This is a genomic window from Aquincola agrisoli (assembly GCF_036621135.1).
GTDB lineage: Bacteria > Pseudomonadota > Gammaproteobacteria > Burkholderiales > Burkholderiaceae_C > Aquincola > Aquincola agrisoli.
Map to the genome: position 1 here is coordinate 1 of NZ_JAZIBG010000039.1, position 23,551 is coordinate 23,551.

Annotated in this window: 29 protein-coding genes; 10 read left to right on the forward strand and 19 right to left on the reverse strand. The window is 69.7% G+C overall.

Going from position 1 to position 23,551, the window contains the following annotated elements; all coding sequences use genetic code 11:
- From V4F39_RS20355 to V4F39_RS20375, 5 genes are all read right to left on the reverse strand, one after another.
- On the reverse strand, positions 1-752 hold a 752-nt coding region (locus V4F39_RS20355), incomplete at its 3' end, for an enolase C-terminal domain-like protein (RefSeq protein WP_332291729.1).
- A gap of 5 nt (positions 753-757) precedes the next feature.
- Positions 758-1,735: a Bug family tripartite tricarboxylate transporter substrate binding protein gene (locus V4F39_RS20360; RefSeq protein WP_332291730.1), complete on the reverse strand. Its 978-nt coding sequence runs from the start codon at positions 1,733-1,735 to the stop codon at positions 758-760.
- The gene (locus V4F39_RS20365) at positions 1,732-2,268 is read right to left on the reverse strand and encodes a hypothetical protein (RefSeq protein WP_332291731.1); all 537 of its coding nucleotides are present in this window, start codon (positions 2,266-2,268) and stop codon (positions 1,732-1,734) included. Before V4F39_RS20365 ends, V4F39_RS20360 begins: the two co-directional genes overlap by 4 nt.
- A gap of 24 nt (positions 2,269-2,292) precedes the next feature.
- Positions 2,293-2,823 (reverse strand): PEP-CTERM sorting domain-containing protein, encoded by a 531-nt coding sequence (locus V4F39_RS20370; RefSeq protein WP_332291732.1) that lies wholly within the window; start codon positions 2,821-2,823, stop codon positions 2,293-2,295.
- 30 nt (positions 2,824-2,853) lie between these two features.
- Positions 2,854-3,897: an MBL fold metallo-hydrolase gene (locus V4F39_RS20375; protein ID WP_332291733.1), complete on the reverse strand. Its 1,044-nt coding sequence runs from the start codon at positions 3,895-3,897 to the stop codon at positions 2,854-2,856.
- Positions 3,898-4,207: 310 nt separating this feature from the next.
- Between V4F39_RS20375 and V4F39_RS20380 the strand changes: the two genes are divergently transcribed.
- Both V4F39_RS20380 and V4F39_RS20385 read left to right on the forward strand, forming a co-directional pair.
- Positions 4,208-5,188: a LacI family DNA-binding transcriptional regulator gene (locus tag V4F39_RS20380; protein ID WP_332291734.1), complete on the forward strand. Its 981-nt coding sequence runs from the start codon at positions 4,208-4,210 to the stop codon at positions 5,186-5,188.
- Between the two features lie 93 nt (positions 5,189-5,281).
- Positions 5,282-6,100 (forward strand): hypothetical protein, encoded by an 819-nt coding sequence (locus tag V4F39_RS20385; RefSeq protein ID WP_332291735.1) that lies wholly within the window; start codon positions 5,282-5,284, stop codon positions 6,098-6,100.
- Positions 6,101-6,106: 6 nt separating this feature from the next.
- Here V4F39_RS20385 and V4F39_RS20390 read toward each other — a convergent pair whose 3' ends face one another.
- Complete coding sequence (locus V4F39_RS20390) at positions 6,107-7,660, reverse strand: AMP-binding protein (protein ID WP_332291736.1); 1,554 nt, start codon at positions 7,658-7,660, stop codon at positions 6,107-6,109.
- Between the two features lie 217 nt (positions 7,661-7,877).
- Here V4F39_RS20390 and V4F39_RS20395 point away from each other — a divergent pair, with 217 nt between their 5' ends.
- A complete protein-coding gene (locus tag V4F39_RS20395) occupies positions 7,878-8,864 on the forward strand; it encodes a Bug family tripartite tricarboxylate transporter substrate binding protein (RefSeq protein WP_332291737.1) in 987 nt (328 codons plus the stop codon).
- Here the strand turns inward: V4F39_RS20395 and V4F39_RS20400 are convergent.
- On the reverse strand, positions 8,836-9,771 hold the full coding sequence (locus tag V4F39_RS20400) for a LysR family transcriptional regulator (RefSeq protein ID WP_332291738.1): 936 nt from the start codon (positions 9,769-9,771) through the stop codon (positions 8,836-8,838). The genes V4F39_RS20395 and V4F39_RS20400 overlap by 29 nt on opposite strands.
- Before the next feature lie 33 nt (positions 9,772-9,804).
- On the opposite strand from V4F39_RS20400, the gene V4F39_RS20405 reads away from it, so the two are divergent.
- A complete protein-coding gene (locus tag V4F39_RS20405; protein ID WP_332291739.1) occupies positions 9,805-10,974 on the forward strand; it encodes an acyl-CoA dehydrogenase family protein in 1,170 nt (389 codons plus the stop codon).
- A 23-nt stretch (positions 10,975-10,997) separates the two neighbouring features.
- Here the strand turns inward: V4F39_RS20405 and V4F39_RS20410 are convergent, their stop codons facing one another.
- Both V4F39_RS20410 and V4F39_RS20415 read right to left on the reverse strand, forming a co-directional pair.
- Positions 10,998-11,249 carry a hypothetical protein gene (locus V4F39_RS20410; protein WP_332291740.1) on the reverse strand — a complete coding sequence of 84 codons (252 nt, stop codon included), beginning with the start codon at positions 11,247-11,249 and terminating at the stop codon, positions 10,998-11,000.
- An 80-nt stretch (positions 11,250-11,329) separates the two neighbouring features.
- Complete coding sequence (locus V4F39_RS20415) at positions 11,330-11,512, reverse strand: hypothetical protein (RefSeq protein WP_332291741.1); 183 nt, start codon at positions 11,510-11,512, stop codon at positions 11,330-11,332.
- Positions 11,513-11,679: 167 nt separating this feature from the next.
- Here V4F39_RS20415 and V4F39_RS20420 point away from each other — a divergent pair, with 167 nt between their 5' ends.
- From V4F39_RS20420 to V4F39_RS20435, 4 genes are all read left to right on the forward strand, one after another.
- Positions 11,680-11,841 (forward strand): hypothetical protein, encoded by a 162-nt coding sequence (locus V4F39_RS20420; RefSeq protein ID WP_332291743.1) that lies wholly within the window; start codon positions 11,680-11,682, stop codon positions 11,839-11,841.
- On the forward strand, positions 11,838-11,987 hold the full coding sequence (locus V4F39_RS20425) for a host attachment protein (protein ID WP_332291745.1): 150 nt from the start codon (positions 11,838-11,840) through the stop codon (positions 11,985-11,987). Before V4F39_RS20420 ends, V4F39_RS20425 begins: the two co-directional genes overlap by 4 nt.
- A 134-nt stretch (positions 11,988-12,121) precedes the next feature.
- A complete protein-coding gene (locus tag V4F39_RS20430; RefSeq protein ID WP_332291747.1) occupies positions 12,122-12,361 on the forward strand; it encodes a hypothetical protein in 240 nt (79 codons plus the stop codon).
- A 19-nt stretch (positions 12,362-12,380) separates the two neighbouring features.
- Positions 12,381-13,307, forward strand: coding sequence for a YihY/virulence factor BrkB family protein (locus tag V4F39_RS20435; protein ID WP_332291749.1), 927 nt, complete (start codon positions 12,381-12,383; stop codon positions 13,305-13,307).
- Here V4F39_RS20435 and V4F39_RS20440 read toward each other — a convergent pair.
- The gene (locus V4F39_RS20440; RefSeq protein WP_332291750.1) at positions 13,287-13,667 is read right to left on the reverse strand and encodes a hypothetical protein; all 381 of its coding nucleotides are present in this window, start codon (positions 13,665-13,667) and stop codon (positions 13,287-13,289) included. The two genes, V4F39_RS20435 and V4F39_RS20440, sit on opposite strands and share 21 nt — an antisense overlap.
- Positions 13,668-13,809: 142 nt before the next feature.
- On the opposite strand from V4F39_RS20440, the gene V4F39_RS20445 reads away from it, so the two are divergent.
- Both V4F39_RS20445 and V4F39_RS20450 read left to right on the forward strand, forming a co-directional pair.
- Entirely contained in the window at positions 13,810-14,067 is a 258-nt protein-coding gene (locus V4F39_RS20445) for a DUF1488 family protein (protein ID WP_332291751.1), read from the forward strand.
- A gap of 113 nt (positions 14,068-14,180) precedes the next feature.
- Positions 14,181-14,705 carry a hypothetical protein gene (locus tag V4F39_RS20450; protein WP_332291753.1) on the forward strand — a complete coding sequence of 175 codons (525 nt, stop codon included), beginning with the start codon at positions 14,181-14,183 and terminating at the stop codon, positions 14,703-14,705.
- Between the two features lie 76 nt (positions 14,706-14,781).
- Here V4F39_RS20450 and V4F39_RS20455 read toward each other — a convergent pair whose 3' ends face one another.
- From V4F39_RS20455 to V4F39_RS20495, 9 genes are all read right to left on the reverse strand, one after another.
- Positions 14,782-15,048 carry a PEP-CTERM sorting domain-containing protein gene (locus V4F39_RS20455; protein WP_332291755.1) on the reverse strand — a complete coding sequence of 89 codons (267 nt, stop codon included), beginning with the start codon at positions 15,046-15,048 and terminating at the stop codon, positions 14,782-14,784.
- A gap of 11 nt (positions 15,049-15,059) precedes the next feature.
- Positions 15,060-15,371 carry a hypothetical protein gene (locus tag V4F39_RS20460; protein WP_332291756.1) on the reverse strand — a complete coding sequence of 104 codons (312 nt, stop codon included), beginning with the start codon at positions 15,369-15,371 and terminating at the stop codon, positions 15,060-15,062.
- A 253-nt stretch (positions 15,372-15,624) separates the two neighbouring features.
- Entirely contained in the window at positions 15,625-17,190 is a 1,566-nt protein-coding gene (locus V4F39_RS20465) for a hybrid sensor histidine kinase/response regulator (protein WP_332291758.1), read from the reverse strand.
- Between the two features lie 129 nt (positions 17,191-17,319).
- Positions 17,320-18,675 carry an NAD(P)H-dependent oxidoreductase gene (locus V4F39_RS20470; RefSeq protein WP_332291759.1) on the reverse strand — a complete coding sequence of 452 codons (1,356 nt, stop codon included), beginning with the start codon at positions 18,673-18,675 and terminating at the stop codon, positions 17,320-17,322.
- Between the two features lie 72 nt (positions 18,676-18,747).
- Positions 18,748-19,620: a phytanoyl-CoA dioxygenase family protein gene (locus V4F39_RS20475; protein WP_332291760.1), complete on the reverse strand. Its 873-nt coding sequence runs from the start codon at positions 19,618-19,620 to the stop codon at positions 18,748-18,750.
- Entirely contained in the window at positions 19,617-20,315 is a 699-nt protein-coding gene (locus tag V4F39_RS20480) for a GntR family transcriptional regulator (RefSeq protein WP_332291761.1), read from the reverse strand. The genes V4F39_RS20475 and V4F39_RS20480 overlap by 4 nt, the downstream gene beginning before the upstream one ends.
- 97 nt (positions 20,316-20,412) lie before the next feature.
- Complete coding sequence (locus V4F39_RS20485) at positions 20,413-21,588, reverse strand: DUF6236 family protein (RefSeq protein WP_332291762.1); 1,176 nt, start codon at positions 21,586-21,588, stop codon at positions 20,413-20,415.
- Positions 21,589-21,664: 76 nt separating this feature from the next.
- Positions 21,665-22,438, reverse strand: a complete 774-nt coding sequence (locus V4F39_RS20490) for an ABC transporter permease (protein WP_332291763.1) — start codon at positions 22,436-22,438, stop codon at positions 21,665-21,667.
- Complete coding sequence (locus V4F39_RS20495) at positions 22,435-23,418, reverse strand: ABC transporter ATP-binding protein (RefSeq protein ID WP_332291764.1); 984 nt, start codon at positions 23,416-23,418, stop codon at positions 22,435-22,437. Before V4F39_RS20495 ends, V4F39_RS20490 begins: the two co-directional genes overlap by 4 nt.
- Between the last annotated feature and the right edge of the window lie 133 nt (positions 23,419-23,551).

The window sequence follows — 23,551 nt, forward strand, 5'->3', positions numbered from 1 at the left end:
ATGTCGCGCATCAGGCGGATCGCGTCCTTCAGCAGCCAGCCGCCGTTCGGGTCGAGCGTGACGCGGGCCTGCGGAAAGCGCTCGTGCAAGGCGGTGAGGGCCTCGACCTCGGCCTCGCCGGCCAACACGCCGCCCTTGAGCTTGAAGTCGTTGAAGCCGTAGCGGGCATGGGCCGCCTCGGCGAGGCGGACGATGGCCTCGGGCGTCATCGCTTCCTCGTGGCGCAGGCGCAACCAATCGTCGGCCTCTTCGGGGGCCGAGGCATAGGGCAGGCCGGTCTTCGTGCGGTCGCCCACGTAGAAGAGGTAGCCCAGCATCTCGACGGCATCGCGCTGCTGGCCCTCGCCCAGCAACGCGGCCACAGGCACCTCGAGGTGCTGGCCCAGCAGGTCGAGCAGCGCCGATTCGAGCGCGGTGACGGCATGGACCGTCGTGCGCAGGTCGAAGGTCTGCAGGCCGCGGCCACCGCTGTCACGCTCGGCGAAGGTCGCCCGCACGATCTGGAGCAGGCCCTGGTACTCGCCGACGGGTTGGCCCACGATGAGCGTGCGTGCATCCTCCAGGGTCTGGCGGATCGCCTCGCCGCCCGGCACTTCGCCGATGCCGGTGCGGCCGGCGCTGTCGGTCAGCACGACCAGGTTGCGGGTGAAGAAGGGACCGTGCGCACCGCTCAGGTTGAGCAACATGCTGTCCCGGCCGGCGACCGGGATCGCCTGCAGCCGCGTCACGACGGGGGTGGAATGCAAGGCCATGGGGTTCAGTCCGCGGTGATCCGGCCGGTCTCGATCACCTTCTTCCAGCGTGCGAACTCGCTGGCCTGGAAGGCACCGAACTGCTCGGGCGTGTTGCCCACGACCTCCAACCCGATCGCGGTGAACTGCTGCTTGACGGCCGGGTCGTTCAGCGCCTCCACGACGGCCGCGTGGAACTTGCCGCGCACGTCGGCCGGCAGGCCCTTGGGGCCGACAACGGCCTGCCACGAGTAGACCTCGACGTTCCTGACGCCGGCCTCCGCCATCGTCGGCACATCGGGCAGCACCGCCGCGCGCTTGTCGCCGGTGACGGCCAGGGCCTTCAGCTTGCCGGCCTTGATGTGCTGCAGCACCGCGTTCACGTTCTGGAACGAGGCATCGACCTGGCCGCCCAGCAGGTCGGAGATCGCCGGAGCGCCGCCCTTGTAAGGGATGTGGGAGCCCGAGGTGCCCGACTGCTGCCAGAACAGCTCGACCGTGAGGTGGTCGCTGGAGCCGTTGCCCGACGACCCGAAGGTCATCTTGCCGGGGTGGGCCTTCTGGAACGCGACGACGTCGGCCACCGACTTGTGCGGCGAGGCCGCCGGCACGACCAGCACGTTGGGTGCCTGCACCGCGACGGTGACGAGGTCGAAGTCCTTCAAGGCGTCGTAAGGCACGCTCTTGAAGAGGTGCGGCGCGATGACCAGCGGCCCCAGCGACGTGACGAGGAAGGTGTAGCCGTCGGCCGGCGCGCGCTTGACGGCGCCGGCGCCGATGGTGCCGGTGGCACCGGCCTTGTTGTCGACGACGAAGGTCTGGCCGAACTTCTCGCTCAGCTTGGGCCCGAGGGCGCGCGCGATCGAATCGGTCGAGCCGCCGGGCGGGAACGGCACGACCATCGTGACGGGCTTGTCGGGCCAGGTCTGCGCCGAGGCGGTGGCGGCGAGGCCGAGGGTCGCTGCCGCGGCCGCGGCAGCCAGGAAGGGGAAAAGCTTGTTCAAGGCGAGACTCCGGAAGAAGAGAGGTGCGGGCGCGAGGCGTCCGCAGGGTCGTGCGGGGACGGGGGCCGGGCGGGCGGTGCCGCGAAGGGCACGGCAAAGGGCTTGGCGAAGGGCGGCGGTGCGGCAGCGGGAGGGGCCGGCGGGGGCTCGTCCGGCCCCCGGACACGGAAGCGCACGAACATCACGTTGCCGTCCGGGAACGACGCACGCGCGACCACCCGGTCGCCCGGGCGCAGTTCGGCGGCGGGGCCGACCAGCCGGTTGTGGCCGCCCGGGCCCAGCGCCAGCACACGTTGCGGCCGATCGGCGGACGCGATCCCCAGGGCCCCGCTGGCGCCTTCGGTCGGGATGGGCATGCCGTGGTCCTCGACATGCAGCACCGTGCGATCGGCCTGCGCGACCAGCTCGACCGAGATCTCGCCGCCCTCGCTCATCAGGCCGCCGAACTTCGGCGGGAAGTAGCCGTGGGCCGCGGCGGCCAGCGGCAGCACGAGGCCGAGGGCGCAGGACGACCGGCGAAGAAGGCCGTTCATGCCGGTGCCCCCTGCCCTGCCTCGTCAGTCCTTGCGGCTGCGACGGCGGGCCGCCACGCCCACGGCGGCGAGGCCCATCGCGAGCAGCGCATAGGTGGACGGCTCGGGCACCGCGGCGATCACGCCCGGCCCGCCGATCGTCGTGCTGAACTGGCCGAAGTCGGCGTTGGAGAAGCCCGTGGTGACGTACACGTAGCTGCCGCCGGCGTTCAGGTTGAAGGCGAAGCCCGAGGTCGATGCCGAGACGAGATCGTCGTTGCCGATCAGCGCGCCCGCGGCGGGCAGCGCGGCGTCGAAGCTGCCTGCATAGAGGAAGGCCATGTTGTCGAAGGCCGCCGTCGTCAGGAAGGTGTAGAGGCCCGACGTGTCGACGCTGAACTGGTAGGCCGTGTAGGCCACCGCGGTGCCTTCGCTCGACAGCGTGGCGGCATCTTCGAGCAGGCGGTTGAAGGTGGGACCGCCGGTGCTGTCGCCGCTGAAGGTGACGATGCCGGCCTGTGCGGCGCCGGCCAGCAGGGCCAGGGCCAGGGTGATGGAAGTACGTTGGAAGGACATGAAAACTCCTGGAACGAGGACTGCGGCCGATCAGAGCGGAAGCACTTGGCCGTTGCGCGCAGCGTTGACGCGGATGCACTGCTCCTGCACCTGCAGGAAGCGCGAATAGACGCGGAACTTCTCCGGCGAGGTCGACTTGGCGCCGGCCACCGTCTTCTCGATCACGAACGGGTTCGGATCGATGCAGGTGTTGGCATCGCAGCGGCGATGGCGGGCGAGGTCCATCTTGGCGAGCGACGCGTCCTGCACCTGGTGGTTGCCGATGATCACGTCGACGCCGGCCGCCTGCGTGTAGACGCCGAAGCGCTGCAGCGACTGGATCTGCTTGACCTTGTTGGTCACGTTGCCCGGGATGCCGAAGCCGCCGTACAGGGCCGCCTTGTGGCTCTTGCCGCCCTTGTCGGTCACCGGGATGATCGTGGACAGCGAGCCGTCGGTGTGGCCCGGGGTCACGAAGAACTGGAAGGTCTTGCCGCCCACCGTCCACGACTGGCCGTCGGCCACCGTGACGTTGCGCACCGGCGTGCCGGTGGCGCGTTCCATCGAGGTCCAGGCCACCTCGGAGGCCACCACCTGCACGCCGTAGGTGTCCTGCAGGTACTTGGCGCCGCCGTAGTGGTCGCGGTGCTCGTGGGTGACGACGACGAAGCGCAGTTCGGCCGGGTTCAGGCCCAGCTTCTTCATGCCGTCGACCAGGATGTTCTCGGCCTCGTCGGCGTTGTTCAGGGCATCGAACACCACGTAGCCCGCATTCGTCTTCACGAGCCAGGCCGACACGCCGTTCTGGCCGACGAAGTAGAGGTCCTCGAAGGCCTTGGTCGGCAGCACCAGGCCCGCGTTCTGCATGTCGTCGTCGACGATGGGGAAGGCCTGGTCGATGATGCAGCGCTGCTGGTAGAGCAGGAAGAGGTCGTCGCCGGCGATCTCACGCGCCTTGTTCAGGTGCAGCGTCACCAGTTCCGCGTTCTCGTTCGGGAACAGCTTGGCCGCCGGCAGCGACGTCACCTGCGCGGTGGCCGCCGAGGCGCCCAGCGCCAGGGCCGCGAGGGCCATCGTCAGTCGGGTCAGTTTCATGGGGTCTCCTCTGCGTAAAGGGTGGTCCGCCCAGCCACCTGCACCCGGATGACAACGTTACCGGTCTGTCCGTTCAGGGTGCGAATTCGAAAGCGATTGGTGGTGGACGGCGCAATTGTTAACGTTGCCAATGCGTGTTCGCAACCCACAAACGGTTATCGTTAACCCTGGCGCCAGGCGATGGCGGACGACCGCCTCGGGACCGCCTGTCCCGGGGGTGGGCCGGGGGTGGGCGCTACCATGCGTTGTGACGAACAGCCCCCTCAACGATCCCGCCGCAACCGCTTCGGCCCCCCGGAAACGCACGGCGGTGACGGTGCACGACGTGGCCCGTGTGGCGGGGGTCTCGATCATCACGGTGTCGCGCGCCGTCAATACGCCCGAACAGGTTTCCGCGCCCACGCTCGAACGGGTGCGCGACGCGATCGCCCGCACCGGCTATGTGCCCAACCTCATCGCAGGAGGACTGCGGTCCAGGCGCAGCCGCCTCGTGGCCGCCGTGGTGCCCAGCCTCTCGGGCGGCGTGTTCACCGAGACCATCGAATCGCTGACGCTGGCGCTGGGCAGCCACGACTACCAGGTGCTGCTCGGCCAGTCGGGCTTCACGCCCGCCGGCGAGGATGCGTTGCTCGACGCGCTGATCGGCCGGCGGCCCGACGGCATCGTGCTCACCGGGATCATGCATTCCCACGAGGGGCGCAACCGCCTGCTGGCCAGCGGCATCCCGGTGGTGGAGACGTGGGATCTCACCTCGACACCCATCGACATGATCGTCGGGTTCTCGCACGAGCGCCTGGGCTTCGACGTGTGCGATTTCCTGCTGGCGCGTGGGCGCCGGCGGCTGGGCATCGTGAGCGGGAACGACGACCGGGCGCGCCAGCGCAACGAGGGTTTCTGCCGCGCCGCCGCACGCGCAGGCGTCCGCGCGCCGCAGGTCGAGCTGGTGCCCTCCCCCACCACGCACGAAAAGGGCCGTGCCGGGTTGGCCGCGCTGCTCGAGAAGGCACCGGACGTCGACGGCGTCTTCTGCGGTTCGGATGCCCTGGCGATGGGCGCCCTCACCGAATGCCTGGTGCGCTCGATCGGCGTGCCGGGCGATCTCTCGATCGTCGGCCACGGCGACGTCAACTTCTCCGCGTCGCTGCACCCGCCGCTGACCACCGTGCGCATCGACTACGACCGCATCGGCCGCACGGCGGCGCAGTTCATCATCGACCGCGCGGAAGGCCGGGCGGTCGAGAACCGCATCGTCGACGTGGGGTACACCATCGTCACGCGCCAGAGCGCCTGAGCCGCCACGCGGCCGCTGCGTGGATCCCCGGAGGCGGCGGGGCCGAATCAATCGTATAAACCGTTTATACGATTGCATGAGGCCGGCCCGCTCATGGACCCGCAGACCCGCTGGTGGTGGACATTCCTCTGCGGCATCGCCGCGCTCAACGTCGCGGCCTGGGCCGCATCGGCCCTCTGGCTGCACCGCCGCGGCGCGGCCCGGCGCGCCGATGTGCGGCTGCACCTGCTGCTGTCGGCGGTGTACGTGGCGGGCTGCGCCTGGCGCTCGGTGCTGCCGGTGTTCGACATCCAGCGCCAGGTGCTGGTGGACAGTGCGCTGTCGAGCGTGCTGGTCGGGCGCAGCGTGGCCACGCTGGCCGAGCTGTGCTTCGCCGCGCAATGGGCGCTGCTGCTGGCCGCATCGGCGCGGTCGGTGCAGGCGCACCGGGCGCTGTGGACCGCACGGGTGATCGTGCCGATGATCGCCATCGCCGAGCTGTTTTCCTGGCACGCGGTGCTGACCACCTCCAACCTCGGCCATGTCGTCGAGGAGGCCCTCTGGGGCACGGCCGCCGCCCTTGCCGCACTGACGATGGCGTCGATCGCACCGCGGCATGCCGGGCGCGCCCGGGTGGCGCTGTACGCAGCCGCCACCGCCGGCGCGGCCTACGTGGCCTACATGTTCGCCATCGACGTGCCCATGTACTGGGCCCGCTGGCTTGCAGACGAGGCCGCGGGCCGCAGCTACCTCGCGCTGGCCGATGGCCTGGCCGATGCGGCGAGCCGCTGGACGGTCTCGCACCGCTGGTCGGACTGGCACACCGAGGTCGTCTGGATGTCGCTGTACTTCAGCGTCGCGGTGTGGATCAGCATCGCGCTGGCGCACCTGCGGTGGCCGCGGCCCCTGCAGGCCGCCGGCGCCCGCGCCTGAGCGCCCTCAGCCCACGCGCCGGTCACGCCCCGCCCAGAAAGGCTCGCGCACCAACTTGCGCGAGAGCTTGCCGTTGGGGTTGCGCGGCAGCTCCGCCACGAAGTCGATCGAGCGCGGCTTCTTGAAGTCCGCCAGCAGCGCCTTGCAGTGCCGCACCAGCTCGGCCTCGTCGGCGCGCTGGCCGTCGCGCAGCACCACCACCGCCTTCACCGCCTCGCCCCAGGTGTCGTCGGGCACGCCAACCACGCAGGCCTCGTACACCGAAGGGTGCTGGTACAGCACCTGCTCGATCTCGGTCGGGTAGATGTTGAACCCGCCCGAGATGATCATCTCCTTGCTGCGGTCGACGATGTAGACGAAGCCCTCCTCGTCCACCTTGGCCACGTCGCCCGTCTTCAGCCAGCCGTCGGCAGTGAAGGCCTGTGCGGTGAGCTCCGGCTCCTTCCAGTAGCCCGCGAAGACGTCGGGGCCGCGCACGAGGATCTCGCCAACCGCATCGCCGCTGACCGGCTGGCCGTCGTCGCCCGCGACGATCACCTGCGATTCGCCGATCGGCCGCCCGCACGAGGCCAGGCGGTCGGGCACGTCACGCAGCGCGCGTGCGTGCGCCTCGGTGTCGAAGAGGATCAGGCCGCCCGTCGTCTCGCCGCCGCCGTAGCCCTGCGACAGCACCGGCCCCAGCACCTCCCAGGCCTCGCGGATGCGGGCCGGCGCCATCGGCGCGCCGCCATAGGCGATCTGGCGCAGGCTGCTGCGGTCGTAGCGGCCGATGCCGGGGTGCGTGGCCAGGCGGTTGAGCATCGTGGGCACCATGAAGGTGTAGCTCACGCGCCAGCGTTCCACCTCGGCCAGCAGCAGGTCGGGGTCGAAGCGGTCCTGGATCAGCAGCGCGCCGCCCTGGTAGAGGAAGGGCTGCATGAACATGCCGCTGGCGTGCGTGAGCGGGCCGCTGAGCCCCAGCACGTCGCCGGGGCCCACGCGCATGCGGTGCATGCCCACCTTGCGCAGGTGCGACAGGCGGTTGCCCACCGTCTGCATCGCAGCCTTCAGCTTGCCGGTGGAGCCCGAGGTGTAGTGCAGCACGGCCAGGTCGCCAGCCTGCATCTCGACGTCGGGGCTGCGGTCGCTCGCGCGTGCCAGCAGGTCTTCGTAGCCGTGCCAGCCGGGCACCGCGTTGCCGCAGGCCACCAGGTGCGGCACGTCGATCGTCGCGAGGATCTCCTGCACGCTGCCGGTGTGCGAATCGCCGACGATGAACACACGCGGCTCGCCATTGACGATCACGTCCGTCACCTCGGCCGGCGCGAGCCGCGCGTTCAACGGCATCTTCACCAGGCCGGCCTTGTAGAGCGCGATCTCGATCTCGACGATCGCCGGCTGGTTCGACATCTGGAACGCGACGCGGTCGCCCTTCTTCAGGCCCAGGCCCAGCAGCGCGTTGGCCAGCCGGCTGGAGCGCCGGTCGAGCTCGCGGAAGGTCATCACGCGATCCTCGAAGATCACGGCCGGATGGTCGGCGTAGTACTGGGCGTTGCGGGTGATGAAGCGGCCCTGGTTCATGGCGATCCTCTCGTGCGGCGGGTTGCAATGGCCGGGAATGCTAGGAGTGCAGCCGCCGTCCGCCGATAAGGCAGGCGCCGGGTTCGATGCCGCCGCGTTATCGGCCGCGGGGCAGCCCGGACGATTCCATGCTGTTATCGGATCCGCCGCGTCCGGTATCGGTGCCGGCCTCCGGCAGGCCCACACTGGCTGCATCGCAGACACACCAGGAGACGATATGGAAGACCGCCTCATCGGACGCCGGCAATGGCTCGCCGCATCGCTGGCAGCGGCCGCCACCGCGGCGCTGCCCCGCGGTGCCCGCGCCGCCGCGAGCTACGCCACCGGCCCCGTCACGCTCGTCGTGCCCTTCTCGGCCGGCGGCCAGTTCGACTCGATCGCCCGGCAGGTCGCGCGGCCGCTGTCGGCCGACCTGGGGCAGCAGGTGATCATCGAGAACATCGGCGGCGCGGGCGGCAACATCGCGGCCTCGAAGGTGGCGCGCGCCCGGCCCGACGGCCAGACCCTGCTGATGTACGGCGGGAACATCGCCATCGCCCGCAGCATGTACCGCAAGCTCGACTACGACCCGCAGGAAGACCTGCTGCCGGTCTCGCGCATCAGCATCGCGCCGCACGTGGTGATGGCCTCGTCCAAGCTGGGCATCCAGACCTTCGCGCAATTGCGCGATCGCCTGAAGCAGGGTGCGCAGATGTCCTACGGCTCGCCGGGCGTGGGCACCTCGATGCACCTGACCTTCGAGATCATCAAGGACCACTTCGGCCTCGACATCGTGCACATCCCGTACAAGGGCGGCGCCAACGTGATGACCGACCTGGTCGGCGGGCAGATCGAGCTGGGCCTCATCGCCGTCGGCCCTGCGCTGGAATTCATCCGCAACGGCAAGGTGGTGCCGATCGGCGTGACGAGCAAGGCCCGCTCGCCGGCCCTGCCCGACGTGCCGGCGTTCTCCGAGCTGGGCATGCCCGACCTGGATGCCGGCAGCTGGGCGGGGCTCTCGGTCCCGAAGGGCACCCCGGCGGCCGTTGTCTCGCGGCTCAACGCCGCCGTGGCGGCCGCGGTGCGCACGCCCGAGCTGCACAAGCTCTTCGCGGACCAGGGGTTCGTGGCCACCGCGGGCACGCCGGCCGAGATGCGCCAGTTCGCGCTGCAGGAAGCGCGGCGCTACGACCCCATCATCCGGAAGCTGGCGCTCCAGAACTGAGCGTGATGCGCCCGAACTCCTGCGACCGCTCGCGCAACAGTTCCATGAAACGATGGACCAAGGGCGACAGGTACGCTCCGCGCCGGGTGACGATGCCGATGCGCCGGGGCCACACGGCCTGCGCGAGCGGCAACGCCACCAGGCCTGCGCCGGCCGGCGAGCGCAGCGAGAAGCGGCTCATCACGCCCAGCAGGTCGCTCTGCCGCACCACCGACGGCGCCAGCGTGATCGAGGTGTCGATCTGCAGCACGATGGCCGGCGGCGGCACCCCCAGCTCCGCGAAGCGCGCTTCGACGCGGCGGCGGGCCAGTACCTCGGTGCCGGGCAGCGCCCAGCGCTCGGAGGCCAGGTCGGCGAAGCGCAGCGACGGCCGTTCGAGCAGCGGATGGCCTTCGCGCAGCACCACGCACAGCTCGTCGTCGAACAGCGGCTCCTGGGCCAGGCCCTCCGGCTCGGTGTCTTCCAGCGCGTTGATCGAGAGGTCCAGGTCGCCCAGCCGCAGCGACGCGAGCAGCGTGTCGTTCAGGCTGATCGCGAGCCGCGCCTTGGCGCCGGTGCGCTGGCGCAGCAGCCGCGTGAAGGTCTCGCCCACGAGCGCGTCGGCGAAGAGCGGCGAGACCCCCACGCGGATGGTGCCGATGGCGCCGAGGTGCAGGTCGCCGGCCTCCTGCACCGCCTCGTCGAGGCCCAGGCACAGGTGCCGCGCCCGTTCGAAGAACACGCTGCCGACCGAGGTGAGCGCCATGCCCCGTGTGCTGCGCTCGAAGAGCTGCAGCCCGAGGCTGGCCTCCAGCCGCTGCACGCCCTTGGTCAGCGCCGGCTGGGTGACACCCAGCCGCTGGGCGGCCCGGCCCACGTGGCCCTGCTCGGCCACGGCCACGAAGTAACGAAGATCGTCCAGTCTCATCGCCCCACCACACCGACCACCAGGAGCATGCCGATGACCACGGCCCCACCGCGCCACGCAGCGCCGATCGCCGAACTGCGCCAACGCCTCGGCGAGTATCTCAACAACGAGCTCATCCCCTTCGAGCGCCGCGAGGGCCTGGGCTACGAGGACAAGTTCGACCGCGCGCTGATCCGCTCGGTCTGGCGCCGCTGCCGCGAGCTGGGCTTCTACGGCATCCAGCTGCCGGTGTCGATGGGCGGCCAGGGCCTGCCGCTGGCCGAGCTGTGCCAGCTGAAGGACGACGTCGCGGCCTCGGGGGCCATCCTCTTCCCGCACGTGCTGGGCGACTGGGGCGGACCGTCGCGCATCGGCTCCCTGGTGAAGCACGTGTCGCCCTACCAGCGGCAGCGCTATGTGGAGCCGGTGGTCAACGGGGAGCTGGGCATGTGCTTCGCGATGACGGAGCCGCAGTCGGGCTCCGATGCCGCCAGCATCCGCACGCGCGCCGTGCGCGATGGCGACCACTACATCGTCACCGGGCACAAGCACTACATCAGCGCGTCGACCTTCGCCGATGCCGCGATCACGATGTGCGTGACGGACCCGGACGCCGGCAGCAAGGGCATCTCGGCGCTCTTCATCGACCTCGACGCGCCGGGCGTGCGGCTGGAGCACGACTGCGTGCCGATGAGCGGCCAGTACATCGACGCCGACATCCACCTCGACCACGTGCGCGTGCCCGCGGCCCACCTGATCGGCGAGGAAGGCGACGGCTTGCGCATCGCGATGGGGCGCATCAGCGTCAACCGGCTGCTGCACTGCCCGACGATGATCGGCCTGGCGCGCCAGGCGCTACGGCTGTCGATCGACTATGCGCACCACCGCCAGCAGTTCGGCGGGCCGATCAGCCGGTTCCAGGCCATCCAGCACATGCTGTCCGACATGGCGACGGCGCTCTACGCCTGCGAAAAGATGGTGCTGGCCACCGGCGGGGCGGCCGACCGCGGCGAGGACATCCGCGCCGAGGCGTCGATGTGCAAGCTCTTCGTCTCCGAGCGCTGCTTCGAGATCGCCGACAAGGCGGTGCAGATCCACGGCAACGTGGGCGTGACGCGCAACCATCCGGTGGAATTCATCTTCCGCCGGCTGCGCATGTACCGCATCGTCACCGGTACCAGCGAGATCCAGCGCAACACGATCGCGAAGGACATCCTGGGCTGAGCGCCCTGCTCCCCCGCCTGCCGCTAGCGCGTGTCGGGCAGCTTGTAGCGGGCCCGCAGGTCCTGCACGAAGGCGTCGAGGGACTGCAGGCAGGCGGCGGTGGCCTGCGGATCCTCTGCGCCGCGCACGCCGGCGAGGCCCCAGTTGCAGCCGTCCGCATCCGGCTCGTGCGGCTCGACGCCCGACAGGAAGACGCCGTTGCACACGCCCCGCCGCGCCGCTTCGGCGCGTATCAGGTCCCGGAGGTGCTCGGCGGAGGTGGTGGTGCGGTCCATGTACGATCTCCTTTGGCCAATCGCTTGGCGAACGGAGTGCCCGCGCGCGCCCTGCCGCGCTGCCGCGCGTGGGTGGCGGCTCACGAGGGCCGCTGGGCCTGCGCGCGCGGCGCTGCCAGTGCCGGCGGCGCAGCGGCCGGTGCCGCGCACACGGCCGTGGGCCCGGGCTCGGCCGCGGCCTGCGCCGTGGCGGTGAATGCCGCCGCGCCCAGTGACAGCGTGGTGACGGTGGCCAGGATCAACAGGGAACGAGAGGACTTCATGGCGGTGCTCCTCGAACGTCGGACGGCCGCATCTTCGCGCCACGGTCTGCCGGCGGCCGTCGGACGGCAAGCCATCCGCGTGTAGCCGGACCGACACGCGTGCGGCACGGTGATTGCCGCAGGCCGGGCATCGCTGCCGCGGCTGCACCGCACCCGAAGGATCCGCCATGAGTACCTTGCTTCCGCCTCCCGGCCTCTGGCTTGCCGACGAAGCCGTTGCGCATGCGTACGTGCTGCCGTCGCACACCGCCCCGCTGGTGTTCCCCGGCCGCATGGCACAGTGGCTGGCGGAGGCACGGCAGGCCGGCGCCACGAGGCCCTGCACGTGACGGCCGCCCCGCGCTTCCTGGGCCTGCTGCGCAAGGCCTGGCCGCGGCAGGTCGCCGATGAGGTCATGCAGGAGGAGGACAAGGACCTCACCCACCTCACCGCCCAGGAACTCGCCGCCCGGCTGCTGCCGTCCCGCGGTGCCTGACGCAAGCCGCGCGGCTGCTCGTGCTGCAACCTCCTGCCGTCCGCCGGCAGATCGGCACCTTGTCCTACGGCGCACCGCAAAGGTGCAGTCGACAGTGGAGACATGTTCCCGACAGGCGATCGACAGGAGATGCGATGAAGATGTGCAGCGATTGCGAGCGGCTGCTGACGCAGCCCGCGGCGCCGGCACACGGTGCCCTCGCAAGGACGGGCGGCGAGACCCGGCTGCGCTACCTGTGCGCCGGCTGTGGCTTCGGATGGACGCGGCACACGCACACGCATTCGCTGGAAAGCCAGTGGCTGGCCGTGCCGCAGGAGCCCCGCCACCAGCCGCGCTTCTTCCCTCGTCAGCAGCAGGCCGCGCTGCCGGCATGACACCGCGCCGGCCGCAGCGATGACGCCGCACGCTGCGAGCCCCGCCGCCCCGGCCCCGCTGGCCAGCCGCATCGTGCGGTTGGTGCGCCAGTCGGTCGATGCGTGGATCTCCGACAACGCGTCGAGCATGGGCGCGGCCCTCGCGTACTACACGCTGTTCTCGGTGGCGCCGTTGCTGCTCATTGTCCTGACCATCGTGGGGCTGGTGTTTGACCAGGAGGCTGCGCGCGGCCAGATCTTCGACCAGCTGCGCGGCCTGATGGGCCCCGAGGGCGCAGCCGCGGTAGAGGCGCTGCTCGAAAGCATGAACAAGCCGGCCGCCGGCGTGATCGGCACGCTCATCGGCTTCGTCGTGCTGGTGATCGGCGCGACGACGGTCTTCGCGGAACTGCAGACGGACCTCGACCAGATCTGGCGCGTGCCGGCCAGGCAGGCCAGCACCGGCGTGTGGGCGCTGCTGCGCAGCCGGCTGCTCTCCTTCGGCATGGTGCTGGCGATCGGCTTCCTGCTGCTGGTCTCGCTGGTCGTGAATGCGGCGATCTCGGCCTGGGGCAGCTGGACGGCGCCCGAAGGATGGGAGGCGGCCGGCCAGGCCGTCAACTTCGTGATCAGCTTCGGCTTCACGACGGCCGCCTTCGCGCTGATCTACAAATTCATGCCGCGCGTGCACATCCATTGGCGCGATGTGTGGGTGGGCGCGGCGCTGACCGCGTTGCTGTTCACCGTCGGCAAGCTGCTGATCGGCCTGTACATCGGCAAGAGCGGGCTCGTCAGCGGCCTCGGCGCCGCCAGCTCCATTGTGGTGCTGCTGGTGTGGGTCTACTACTCGGCCCAGATCTTCCTGATGGGCGCCGAGCTCACCTGGGTCTATGCCCACGAGTTCGGCTCGCGGCGGGGCCAGGAGCCGGCCCCGCGCCCCGACGGCCTACGCGGCGCGGCCGGTTGACGCATCGGCCTCCTGCGGCACATCGGTCTCCAGGTCGGAGCAGAACGGCGCCGCACGCCAGCCTTCGCAGCAGGCCGCCGCGGCGATCCGGTCCGCCTCGTCCCATGCATCGGCTGCCTGCATCTCGCGATCGGTGGGCTCGGCCCCCCGGAAGCCGTTGCCGCTCCAGCGGTCGCGCTTGACGCAGCTGGCCGCCGCCTCCGCAGGGTCGAAGCCCCGGAACGCCAGGTGGGCCTTCGCGGCAGCGATGCCCCGGGCCACCTCCTCCTCGGTTGCACCTTCGATGTTGATGCGCAGCACCATGACGATCCTCTCTTCATCGTTGATGAGCCGCAGGGAGGCAAACAGCGTGCGTGCCAAGGCGCCTCGCCGCGGCACGCTGTCGGACGGGAGGCCGCGCGCCTGTGCGGATTGGCCGCGACCCGCCCGGCCGCGCGGCGCGCACGGTATGCACGCGGGTAGCCTCGGGGCCACCCCCTGCCACTCAATACCGGAGCACCCTGTGAGCACCCAACAACCCAGAGAAGACGGCGACAACGGCGACGTGCGCTTCATCCTTCAGGTGAACGACGCGCAGATTCCCGTGCTGCTGCTTCGCTCGGCCCTGGCGACAAAGTACCAGGCAGGCACCACCGCCGGGGAAGGCTTGAAATCCTTTCTGCAGCATCGGGCGGCCATCGAGGACGCTGCCCGGCTCGAATGGTCGCGCGGCGGCGGGCCGTTCGACGAAACCCATCCGCTGATGATCGTCCACCTGTAGCGGCACCGGGCGGGCGTAGGGGACATCCGACGTACCGACGGGTTGGCGGGCGATCCCTGCGGCCGCCTGCCAGGCTTCCAATCGACGCACACCGTCATCGTTGTGAGGCAGCCATGAATTCCTTCGCATCCCCCTTCGGCGAACATTCCCTGACGCTGGTCGCAGGCGTGTTCGATGACGCCGTGCCGGCAGAGCGGCTCGCCGCGCGGCTGCGGCACGAGCCCGGCCTGCACACCGTCGTGATCCACCCGCACGACCGCAAGACCGCCCGCAAGCTGGAGCCGGAGCAACGCGGCATCGGGCGCACGCTGCTGCGCAGCCATGCGCTGCTCATGCCGCTCGGCGCGCTGTGCGGCGGCGTGGTGGCGCTCGGGCTGGTGCACCTGCCGTGGGAGGCGGCGGCCGCCTCGCCGGGGTTCACGGCGCTGTTCCTCGGCGCGATGGGCGCCTTCCTCGGCGGCCTGGCCGCCGGCTTGCTGACGCTGCGCCCGGACCGTGGCATCGTCATCCGCAGGATCCGCGATGCGCTTGCACACGGACGGCATGCCGTGATCGTCCATCCCGCCAGCCGCACGCATGCGCAGTTCGCGATGGCCGCGGTGCAGCAGGCCGGCGCCGTGCCCGTGCGGTCGCTCTGACAACGGCAAGGCCCGCCGAGGCGGGCCTTGCGGCCTCGTGCATCCGCGGCCGCACGAGGGTATACCGGCGGCTGCCTCAGGCCGCCGCGGTCTGGCGGCGTGAACGCAGGCGCAGGGCCGCCACGGCGCCGAGGCCGAGCGTGAACATCAGCCAGGTCTCGGCTTCCGGCACCGCGCCGGTGATGCCGACCAGGCCGAAGGCGCTGGCATCGCCCGCGCCGGCGCTCAGGAACGCAGCGCTGACCTCGCTCGAGACCGTCAGGTCCAGCACGCTGGTGCTGCCGACCACCGGGGTGTACGAAAACACCCACGGGCCTTGCACGTAGTCCTCGAAGAGGGTCACGCCGTTGCTCGTCAGCCGGAACCGACCGCGAAGTCCAGCGCCGTGAAATCGAGGTTCAGGTCCACCTGCACGCCGTTCAGGAACGAGCCGGTGAAGCGCGAGGTCGCAACCGCACTGCCGAAGCCGGTCGCCGACACGTCGACCGACGTGCTGAGCAGGCCGGGGCCGGCGATGCCGCCGGCCTGTTGTTGTCGATCAGCGCCTTGTCGAAGGTGACGACCAGCGTCTTGCCGTCGGACGTCGCCTTCGAGATGACTGCCGGGAACGTTCGCGCCGCTGGCGGAACGCAGGTTCAGTACGTTCGGCGTGAATTGCAGCGTCACGATCACCTTCCCGTCGGACGCGAATCCATGCAGTCGGTGCAGTAGCACTCGCCCTCGTGGCGCAGTGCTCCTTCAGGTTGCCGCCGCCGGCCACGCCCGTGGCTTCGCAACGGAAAGTTGCATTTCATGCGCGGGGGCTCCGTTGTGCCGCCAGGGGGTCATGGCTAAGGCCCGATACCCCTGCTCCGGCGTGGAGGGTTCACCCTGACTGCGAGGCCTGCGGCACGGGCAGCCGCTGCTGGTGGCCTGCCGGTCAGCGGCCGTCATCGGCCACGCGCAGCGCGGCATCGACGGTGCGGCAGAGCTCTTCGCGCAGGTCTTCCTTGTTCAGCAGGCGTGTCACGCCGAGGCGTGCGGCCGCTGCACGCAGGCGGTCGTCGATGTAGCCGGAGGTCAGCACCACCGGCACGCCGGGGGCAAGGTCATCCAGCATGCGGACGATGTCCAGGCCGTTGCGGCCGGGCATGTTGAAGTCGGTGACGACGGCATCGATGCCGTGGTCCGGCAGGCGCAACGCCGCCAGCGCCTCGTCCGAGTCGACGTGTGTCGTCACGCGGTAGCCGCCGCGCTGCAACAGTTGGCCGGCGATCGTCGCCATGACCTCGTCATCGTCGAGATACAGCACATGGCGTCCGGCACCGAGCTCGGCCTGCGGGTCTTCGGGATCGGCGCCGCCGGCCTCCGCCTCGCCCTGCGCGCTGGGCAGGTGCACATGGACCGTGGTGCCGCGCCCCGGAGCGCTGTCAACCTCGACCGTGCCGCCATGGGCGGTGACGATGCCGTGCACCACCGACATGCCCAGGCCCGTGCCCGCATCGACCGGCTTGGTCGTGAAGAAGGGCTCGAAGATGCGGCGCTGGGTCTCGGCGTCCATGCCGGCGCCGTCGTCGGCGACCCAGAGATGGACCTTGCCGTCGGCCAGCCGTTCGAGCCCGACGGTGATCTCGCCGCCGGCCTTGGGCAGGGCCTGCCAGGCGTTGGTGCAGAGGTTCACCAGCACCTGGTGGATCTGCGACGCGTTCACGCGCGCCCAGACCGCCGCTGCGTCCAGGCGCGTCTGCAGCCGCACGCCCGGCGCCAACGTGGGCCGCAGCAGCGACACCGCCTCTTCCACGAGCGGCTGCAGCGGCTGCAGGTGCAGCACACCGACTTCCTTGCGGCTGAATTCGAGGATCTGCCGCACCAGCGAGCGCCCGCGCAGGCTGGCGCGTTCGATCTGCGCCAGCGGCGGCCGTGCGGCGTGGTCTGCCGGGAGGCTGTCGAGCGCCAGCACGAGGTTGCCGCGGATGGCGCCGAGGATGTTGTTGAAGTCGTGCGCGATGCCGCCGGCGAGCGTGCCGATCGCGTGCAGCGTCTGTGCATCGTGCAGCCGCTGCTCCACGGCCTCGCGCAGCGCCTCGGCACGCCGCCGCTCCGTGGTGTCGGTGGCCTGGACGACGAACCCCTCGGGCCGGCCCTGCTCGTCGCGCAGTGCATGCACGGCCGCCTCGGCCCAACGCGGCTCGCCGTCGGGGGAGGTGAACATGTCGTGGTACACCACGGGTGCGTCGGACTGCGCCGCCGCCTGCAGCCTCAGCGGCCAGGCCTCGACGATCTGCGGGTGGTCTCGCCACCAGGCCGTCTCCCAGAAGAGCTGCCCCACCACCTCTTGGCGCGGCAGCCGCGCGCCCGGCGCGAACTGCTCGTTGTAGTCGACGACGTGCCCCTGCGGCGACAGGATCGCCATGAACTGGAACTGGTGGCTGAACGCGCTGCGGAACAGGCGCTGCAGACGCTGCAGTTCGATGCGCGTCGCGGCCAGCTCGTCAGCCAGGGACATCGGGCCGGATGGCGGCGGGAGGGAAGGTTCGGACACGGCGCATCATCGTCAGCGCCGTGACGGTCGGTCAAGTGAAGGCCGCACGGGCGAGCGCCGTTTGAGCGCCGCCCGGCGGGCGTGTGCAAAGGATCAGCCGTGGCCGGGGGCCGCGGCGAACATGTCCTCCATCGCCTTGCGGATGCGGTAGGCCTGCGTCGACGTGTCCATCGCGACGTCGGCCCAGGTGAGGCTTTGGCCCTTGCGGACCGGCCGCACCACCTTCACATCGTGCGCCAGGCCGAGCGGCAGGCCCCCCATGCCCGCCGATGCGGCCGCAGGCAGCAGCTTGCCCCAGACGGTGTAACCGCCCTCCCCGTCGAGCAGCTCGCCCGGTTGCAGGTCGCGCTTGGCCGTGGCCACGACATCGGCGTGCCAGCCGGTCGCCACCCCGGTGGGTTCGCCACGCAGCGCGACGCTGGCCACCGACATGCCGACCTCCAGCCCGATCAGGTGCCAGCGCTTGTACAAGGTGAAGTAGCGGCCGCTCGGGTCGGTGTGCGCGTTGTACTCCTCGAAGCAGTTGCGGATGTATTCCGTTTCGCCCTCGACCGTGACCCACACGCCCATGCGGATGTCGTACGGGATGGTGCGACCGTCGGCTTCGAGCGAGGAGATGACCTCGACCATCCCCTTGCGCTCCAGCACGCCGCCCTCCTCGCGCGGGCGGGTGACGAAGGGGATGTCCTCGACGCTGGCTGGCGGATAGCGCAGGCCGTCGGACGGCACCGCCAGCCCGGTGGCGTTGGAGACGGCGGTCGACTCGATCGACGGCTTGGACCCGTCGAGGAAGCTGTTGAACATCTTCGGGTTGAGGCCGCCACGCGCCGCCTGCTCGGGCGTCAGGCCGTAGTAGCCCCAGACGGTCTGCGGCGTCGATTCGCAGAAGTGGGGCAGCCACTTGTGCCCGCGTCCGGCGGCGACGACGGGGAAACCGCACACACGCGCCCAGTCGACGAGATCGCAGATCAGCGCCGGCTGGTCGCCGAACGCGAGCGAGTACACGACGCCGGCCTCGGCCGCCTTGCGCGCCAGCAGCGGGCCGCAGAAGGCATCGGCTTCCACCGTCACGTTGACGACATGCTTGCCCTGGCGAAAGGCCTCCAGGCAGTGATCGACCGCAGCGATGGGATGGCCGGTGCATTCGACGAGCACGTCGATCGACGGGTGGCGCACCAAGGCCATCCAGTCGTCGCCGACGTGCGTGCTGCCGTAGCGCAGCGCATCCTCCAGCGATGCGGCCTGCGAGCGCTCGGCCGGCCAGCCGACCCGCTCGAGGTTGCGGCGCGCGGCATCGGGCGACAGGTCGGCGATGCCCACCAGGTGCACGCCCGGGATGCGCGGCACCTGTGCCAGGTACATCGACCCGAACTTGCCCGCGCCCACCAGGCCGATGCGCACCGGCTGGCCCGCCGCGGCCCGCTGGCGGAGTTTGTCGTAGAGACTCATCGATGTCTTTCTGCCGGCCGCTGGCCAGCGCGTCGCGATGCGGCCCCGCGGCGCGAGGCTGCATCGCCGGGTTCAAGCCACGGCGGCGGGCTCGGGGGCCGAGGTGACGAGGGCACTGGCAGGCATGCCGTCGCGCCACGGCAGATCCACGGGATCCTGGCGCAGCAGGCAATCGTCCGACAGGCAGTCGATCGGCGTGAAGTCGCGATGGGCGATGTACTCGGGGCGCTTGTGGCGCCGGATGTGGTTGCTGACCGCACACAGGCTGAGGTACACGCTGACCCGGTTCCAGGGCGACAGGTTGCTGCCGGACGCATGCACGAGGCAGGAGTCGAACAGGATCATCGATCCGGCCGGCCCCAGCGGCGAGACGATGCCGCCATCGCGCCCGCCCGCGCGTTCCACCAGCTCCGCGACCAGCGCGTCGTCCAAGGTCCACAGCGGGTAGCTGGTGGTCGTCAGGTCATGCTTGGCATCGACCACGCCCTTGCGGTGGCTGCCGGGAATGAACATCAGCGGACCGTTGAACGCGTTGACCTCGTCGAGGAAGATCGCGACGTTCATCGCGCGGGGCTGCGGCATGTGGTCGTCGTTGAGCCAGGTGCCGTAGTCCTGGTGCCACTGCCACACATCGCCTTCGAAGGCCATCTTCCCGTTGATCTTGAACTGGTGCATGTACAGCGCCTCGCCCAGCAGCTGCTGCACCGGCTCGACCATGCGCGGGTGGCGCGCCAGCCGCGCGAAGGGCGCGCTGTACAGGTGTGCGGCGAAGTTCGTGCGCACGGCGTCCGAGCCTTTCTCTCGCACGTTGAAGGCCTCGCGCCGGCTGTAGAGGGCGGGCACGGCCTCGGTCAGCACGCGCGTTTCCTCCGGGCTGAACAGCCCGGGGAAGAACAGGAAACCCTCGCGCTCGAAACGGGCGACTTGCTCGGCGGTCAACTTCATCTGCTGGCTCCTTGGACAACGACATCGGCAGGCGCGGTGCTGGCACCGCCGAGCTTCAGTTGCATGTGCTCGCTCGCCCGGTGGGCATGGCCGGCCATCAGCCCGGCTGCGGTATCGGCATCGCCCCGGCCGATGGCCTGTGCGATCGCCTCGTGCTCGTCCCAGACCGCCAGCCTCAGCGTCGATTTCTGCAGCACGGCACCCATCGCGCGCCGGATGTGGCGCCAGTGCACGTTGGCGCTGGGTTCGATCAGCGGATTGCCGGAAGCCGCGTAGATCGCGGCATGGAAGGCAGCGTCCGCCTCGATCATCCTGCGCACGTCGCGGCCGCGGGCGGCCGTGCGGCCACGGTCGATCAGCCCACGGTCGATCACGGCATGTTGCATGGCGGCAAGGCGCGCGGCCAGTACGTCGAGCGCCGCGCGCACCTGGTACACCGCAACGATCCAGTCGCCGTCGAGCGGCGCCACCAGCAGGCCGCGCCCCGGCGCATCGACTGCAAGGCCCTCGGCCTTCAGCTGGCGCAGCGCCTGCAGCACCGGCTGCCGCGACACGTTCAGCTGGCGGGCGATGTCCTCCTGCGTAAGGCGGGCCATCGGCGCGAGGGAGCCGTCGACGATCGCATCGAGCAACGCGCGGTGCACACGTTCGACGAGATCAGGAACGGCTTCGATGGCGAGCAGTCGCGCGGGCATGGGTTGGATTTCTGTACTCTGTATACAGAGTAGCGGGGCGCGCCGGGCCTCGCTACGCGGGATTACGCGCACTCACGCCCAACCCCTGTGTGGCGCCTCAGATGCCGAGCGCGAACCGCTGGGTGCCGTGCTTGACCCGCCCCCACAGGTCCTTGGGCGCGAGGTCCTGTTCCATGCGGTAGAGGTAGGAGACAGGCGAGGCGCGCAAGGCGCCCATCGCCTGCTTGCGCTTGTCGCGCAGGGTCGTCATCACGCCGACGGCGAGCCCGGCCGCGCCGGCGGCGACCGGATGCAGCGCCAGGCCCGCCATCGCGCCGGCCACGCCCGCGGGCAATACCGCCTTCAGGTTGAAGCAGCCCAGCACGGCATCGATGCCGCAGTCGCGCAGCTGCTCGCGCAGGTCCTGCAGGCGCGTGTTCCAGTGCTTGTCGTATTCGTCGCGCAGGCGCTGCTCCAGCACGGCCGGGTTGTCGATCGACTTCAGCCACTCGCCGCCCTTCAGCAGGTCGGCGGCCGCCTTCTGGAACGCAATGCGCTCCTGCGGATACTTCTCGCGGAACGCCATGATCTTCTTGGGCTCGAGTTCCGCCAGGTTGGCAGGCACCACCGCCTTGAAGGCGACCGACACCAGGGTGCTTTCGATCTCCAGCGGCGTCGGCTCGGTGCCCACCAGCTCGACATCGTCCAGCAGGGCTTGCGCCAGGCGCTCGGGTGAGAGGCTGGACAGCGCCAGATGGTCGCGTGTCTCGTCCGTCAACGGGCACAGCCCCTGGTGCGCCGCCAGCTGCTCGGCCAGTGCCGTCATGTAGACCCAGGCCAGCCTCGGGTGCATGCCGACCCAGCGCTCTCCCCGCTGGTCGGTGGACGCCAGGCCCGAGGCGTCCAGCGCGCGGCGCACGTCGTTGTCGATCTTCTCGTAGAAGATGTATCCCAGCCGGCGGTCGTTGCCCGAGGGCCCACCCGCGCGCGGCGCGCGTTCCGTCTCACCGAGTTCAGGCCATTGCTCGCGCAGATGCAGGCCGTACCGCTCCCGCAGCCTGCCGCCGTGCTGCGATAGGAAGTCCACGAAGGCCTGTGCGAAGTCGGGCGGCACCCAGTCGGGCCGCACCGTGCCGATGCAGGGTGACAAGGCCTTGACCGTGTCGCTGTCGGCCGTGGGGTAGTCGTGCGGCACGATCCGGGCGATCTTGTCCCAGTACAGCGCCGCGAGCTTCAGCCACTGTTCATCCTTGAAGTGGATGAAGGGGTAGTAGAGGGCTTGGTATGACTGCATGGCGGGCCTCCAGACGATGCGCAACCCACGATACGCCTGCGCCGGCGCAGGGAAAGCCCCCGCGCCTGGCACGCCCCTAGTTCTTGAGCCGGTACCCCGTTCGGAACATCCAGGCCACGACGACCAGGCACAGCGCGAGGAAGCCGCAGATTGCACCCAGGCTCCAACCGACACCCACGTCGGCCGTGCCGAAGAAGCTCCAGCGGAAGCCGTCGATCAGGTAGACGACAGGGTTGAACAGCGTGACCGTGCGCCACACCGGCGGCAGCATGTCGATCGAATAGAAGGCACCGCCGAGGAAGGTCAGCGGCGTGATGATCAGCATAGGGATCAGCTGCAGCTGCTCGAAGCCCTTCGCCCACAGGCCGATGATGAAGCCGAAGAGGCTGAAGGTGACCGCCGTGAGCACGAGGAAGGCCACCATCCATGCCGGATGCGCGATGTGCAGCGGCACGAAGAAGCTGGCCGTCAGCAGGATCACCAGGCCCAGGATGATCGACTTCGTCGCGGCAGCACCCACGTAGGCAAGGACCATCTCGAGGTACGACACCGGTGCCGACAGCAGCTCGTAGATGGTGCCGGTGAAGCGCGGAAAGTAGATGCCGAACGATGCGTTCGACAGGCTCTGCGTGAAGAGCGACAACATGATGAGGCCGGGCACGATGAAGGCGCCATAGTCCACGCCGTGCACCTGCTCCATGCGCGATCCGATGGCCGCACCGAACACCACGAAGTACAGCGAGGTGGTGATCACCGGCGTGACCAGGCTCTGCCCCACGGTGCGCATGAAGCGCGCCATCTCGAAGCGGTAGATGGCCCAGACGCCATGGCCGTTGAACCCGCCGCTCATGCCGCGGCTCCCGCGGCGGCGCCGCCCACAGTCTCGTGGGTTTTTTGATGGACGAGGCTCACGAAGATGTCTTCCAGCGAACTTTGCTGCGTATTCACATCCTTGAAGCCGATGCCCAATTCGCCCAGGCGCCGCAGCAGCGGTGCCACGCCGCCCTGGGTGTCGGCGGCATCGAACTCACGCTGCAGCGTGTGGCCACCGGGCTTGAGCACCAGGTTCCACGCGGCCAGTTCGGGCGGCACCGCGTGCATCGGTTGGTCGAGTTCGATCGTCAGCTGCTTCTTGCCGAGCTTCTTCATCAGCGTCGCCTTCTCCTCCACGAGGATCAGTTCGCCCTTGTTGATGACACCGATGCGGTCTGCCATCTCTTCGGCCTCTTCGATGTAGTGCGTGGTGAGGATGATGGTGACCCCGCGGTCGCGCAACTGCCGCACCATTTCCCACATGTCGCGCCGCAGTTCCACGTCCACGCCCGCAGTCGGCTCGTCGAGGAACAGGATCTCGGGCTCGTGTGACAGCGCCTTGGCGATCATCACGCGGCGCTTCATGCCGCCGGACAAGGCCATGATCTTCTCGTTGCGTTTGTCCCAGAGCGAAAGATCGCGCAGCACCTTTTCCACCCGTGCCGGATCAGGCGCCTTGCCGAACAGGCCGCGGCTGAAGGTGACGGTCGCCCATACGCTCTCGAAGGCGTCGGTAGACAGCTCCTGCGGCACCAAGCCGATCTTCGAACGGGTGACACGGTAGTCGCGGACGATGTCATGGCCGGCCACCGCCACGGTACCGCTGCTGGCGGTGACGATGCCGCACACGATGGAGATCAAGGTCGTCTTGCCGGCACCGTTCGGGCCGAGCAAGGCGAAGATCTCACCCTGCTGGATATCGAGATCGACGCGCTTCAGGGCCTGGAAACCCGATGCGTAGGTCTTGGTCAGGCCTGCGATCGACACGGCACATGAGGAGGGGCTGGAAATCGCCATGGGTCCGTCCTTCTTCGAAGCTTGCAATTCGAATGACCAAAAGGCGAAGCCCCTGCTCAAGGAGATGAGCAGGGGCTTTGCGGGGTAAATAGCCTGACGATGTCCTACTTTCACACGGGAACCCGCACTATCA

Excerpts from the sequence above, each read along its gene's own strand:
- V4F39_RS20395 (WP_332291737.1), top strand. The coding sequence starts at position 7,878 with ATGGAAGACCGCCTCATCGGACGCCGGCAATGGCTCGCCGCATCGCTG.
- V4F39_RS20470 (WP_332291759.1), bottom strand. The coding sequence starts at position 18,675 with ATGAGTCTCTACGACAAACTCCGCCAGCGGGCCGCGGCGGGCCAGCCG.
- V4F39_RS20365 (WP_332291731.1), bottom strand. The coding sequence starts at position 2,268 with ATGAACGGCCTTCTTCGCCGGTCGTCCTGCGCCCTCGGCCTCGTGCTG.
- V4F39_RS20465 (WP_332291758.1), bottom strand. The coding sequence starts at position 17,190 with ATGTCCCTGGCTGACGAGCTGGCCGCGACGCGCATCGAACTGCAGCGT.
- V4F39_RS20480 (WP_332291761.1), bottom strand. The coding sequence starts at position 20,315 with ATGCCCGCGCGACTGCTCGCCATCGAAGCCGTTCCTGATCTCGTCGAA.
- V4F39_RS20485 (WP_332291762.1), bottom strand. The coding sequence starts at position 21,588 with ATGCAGTCATACCAAGCCCTCTACTACCCCTTCATCCACTTCAAGGAT.
- V4F39_RS20410 (WP_332291740.1), bottom strand. The coding sequence starts at position 11,249 with ATGGACCGCACCACCACCTCCGCCGAGCACCTCCGGGACCTGATACGC.
- V4F39_RS20370 (WP_332291732.1), bottom strand. The coding sequence starts at position 2,823 with ATGTCCTTCCAACGTACTTCCATCACCCTGGCCCTGGCCCTGCTGGCC.
- V4F39_RS20420 (WP_332291743.1), top strand. The coding sequence starts at position 11,680 with ATGAGTACCTTGCTTCCGCCTCCCGGCCTCTGGCTTGCCGACGAAGCC.
- V4F39_RS20405 (WP_332291739.1), top strand. The coding sequence starts at position 9,805 with ATGACCACGGCCCCACCGCGCCACGCAGCGCCGATCGCCGAACTGCGC.
- V4F39_RS20415 (WP_332291741.1), bottom strand. The coding sequence starts at position 11,512 with ATGAAGTCCTCTCGTTCCCTGTTGATCCTGGCCACCGTCACCACGCTG.
- V4F39_RS20400 (WP_332291738.1), bottom strand. The coding sequence starts at position 9,771 with ATGAGACTGGACGATCTTCGTTACTTCGTGGCCGTGGCCGAGCAGGGC.
- V4F39_RS20430 (WP_332291747.1), top strand. The coding sequence starts at position 12,122 with ATGAAGATGTGCAGCGATTGCGAGCGGCTGCTGACGCAGCCCGCGGCG.
- V4F39_RS20390 (WP_332291736.1), bottom strand. The coding sequence starts at position 7,660 with ATGAACCAGGGCCGCTTCATCACCCGCAACGCCCAGTACTACGCCGAC.
- V4F39_RS20450 (WP_332291753.1), top strand. The coding sequence starts at position 14,181 with ATGAATTCCTTCGCATCCCCCTTCGGCGAACATTCCCTGACGCTGGTC.
- V4F39_RS20435 (WP_332291749.1), top strand. The coding sequence starts at position 12,381 with ATGACGCCGCACGCTGCGAGCCCCGCCGCCCCGGCCCCGCTGGCCAGC.
- V4F39_RS20375 (WP_332291733.1), bottom strand. The coding sequence starts at position 3,897 with ATGAAACTGACCCGACTGACGATGGCCCTCGCGGCCCTGGCGCTGGGC.
- V4F39_RS20385 (WP_332291735.1), top strand. The coding sequence starts at position 5,282 with ATGGACCCGCAGACCCGCTGGTGGTGGACATTCCTCTGCGGCATCGCC.
- V4F39_RS20495 (WP_332291764.1), bottom strand. The coding sequence starts at position 23,418 with ATGGCGATTTCCAGCCCCTCCTCATGTGCCGTGTCGATCGCAGGCCTG.
- V4F39_RS20475 (WP_332291760.1), bottom strand. The coding sequence starts at position 19,620 with ATGAAGTTGACCGCCGAGCAAGTCGCCCGTTTCGAGCGCGAGGGTTTC.
- V4F39_RS20490 (WP_332291763.1), bottom strand. The coding sequence starts at position 22,438 with ATGAGCGGCGGGTTCAACGGCCATGGCGTCTGGGCCATCTACCGCTTC.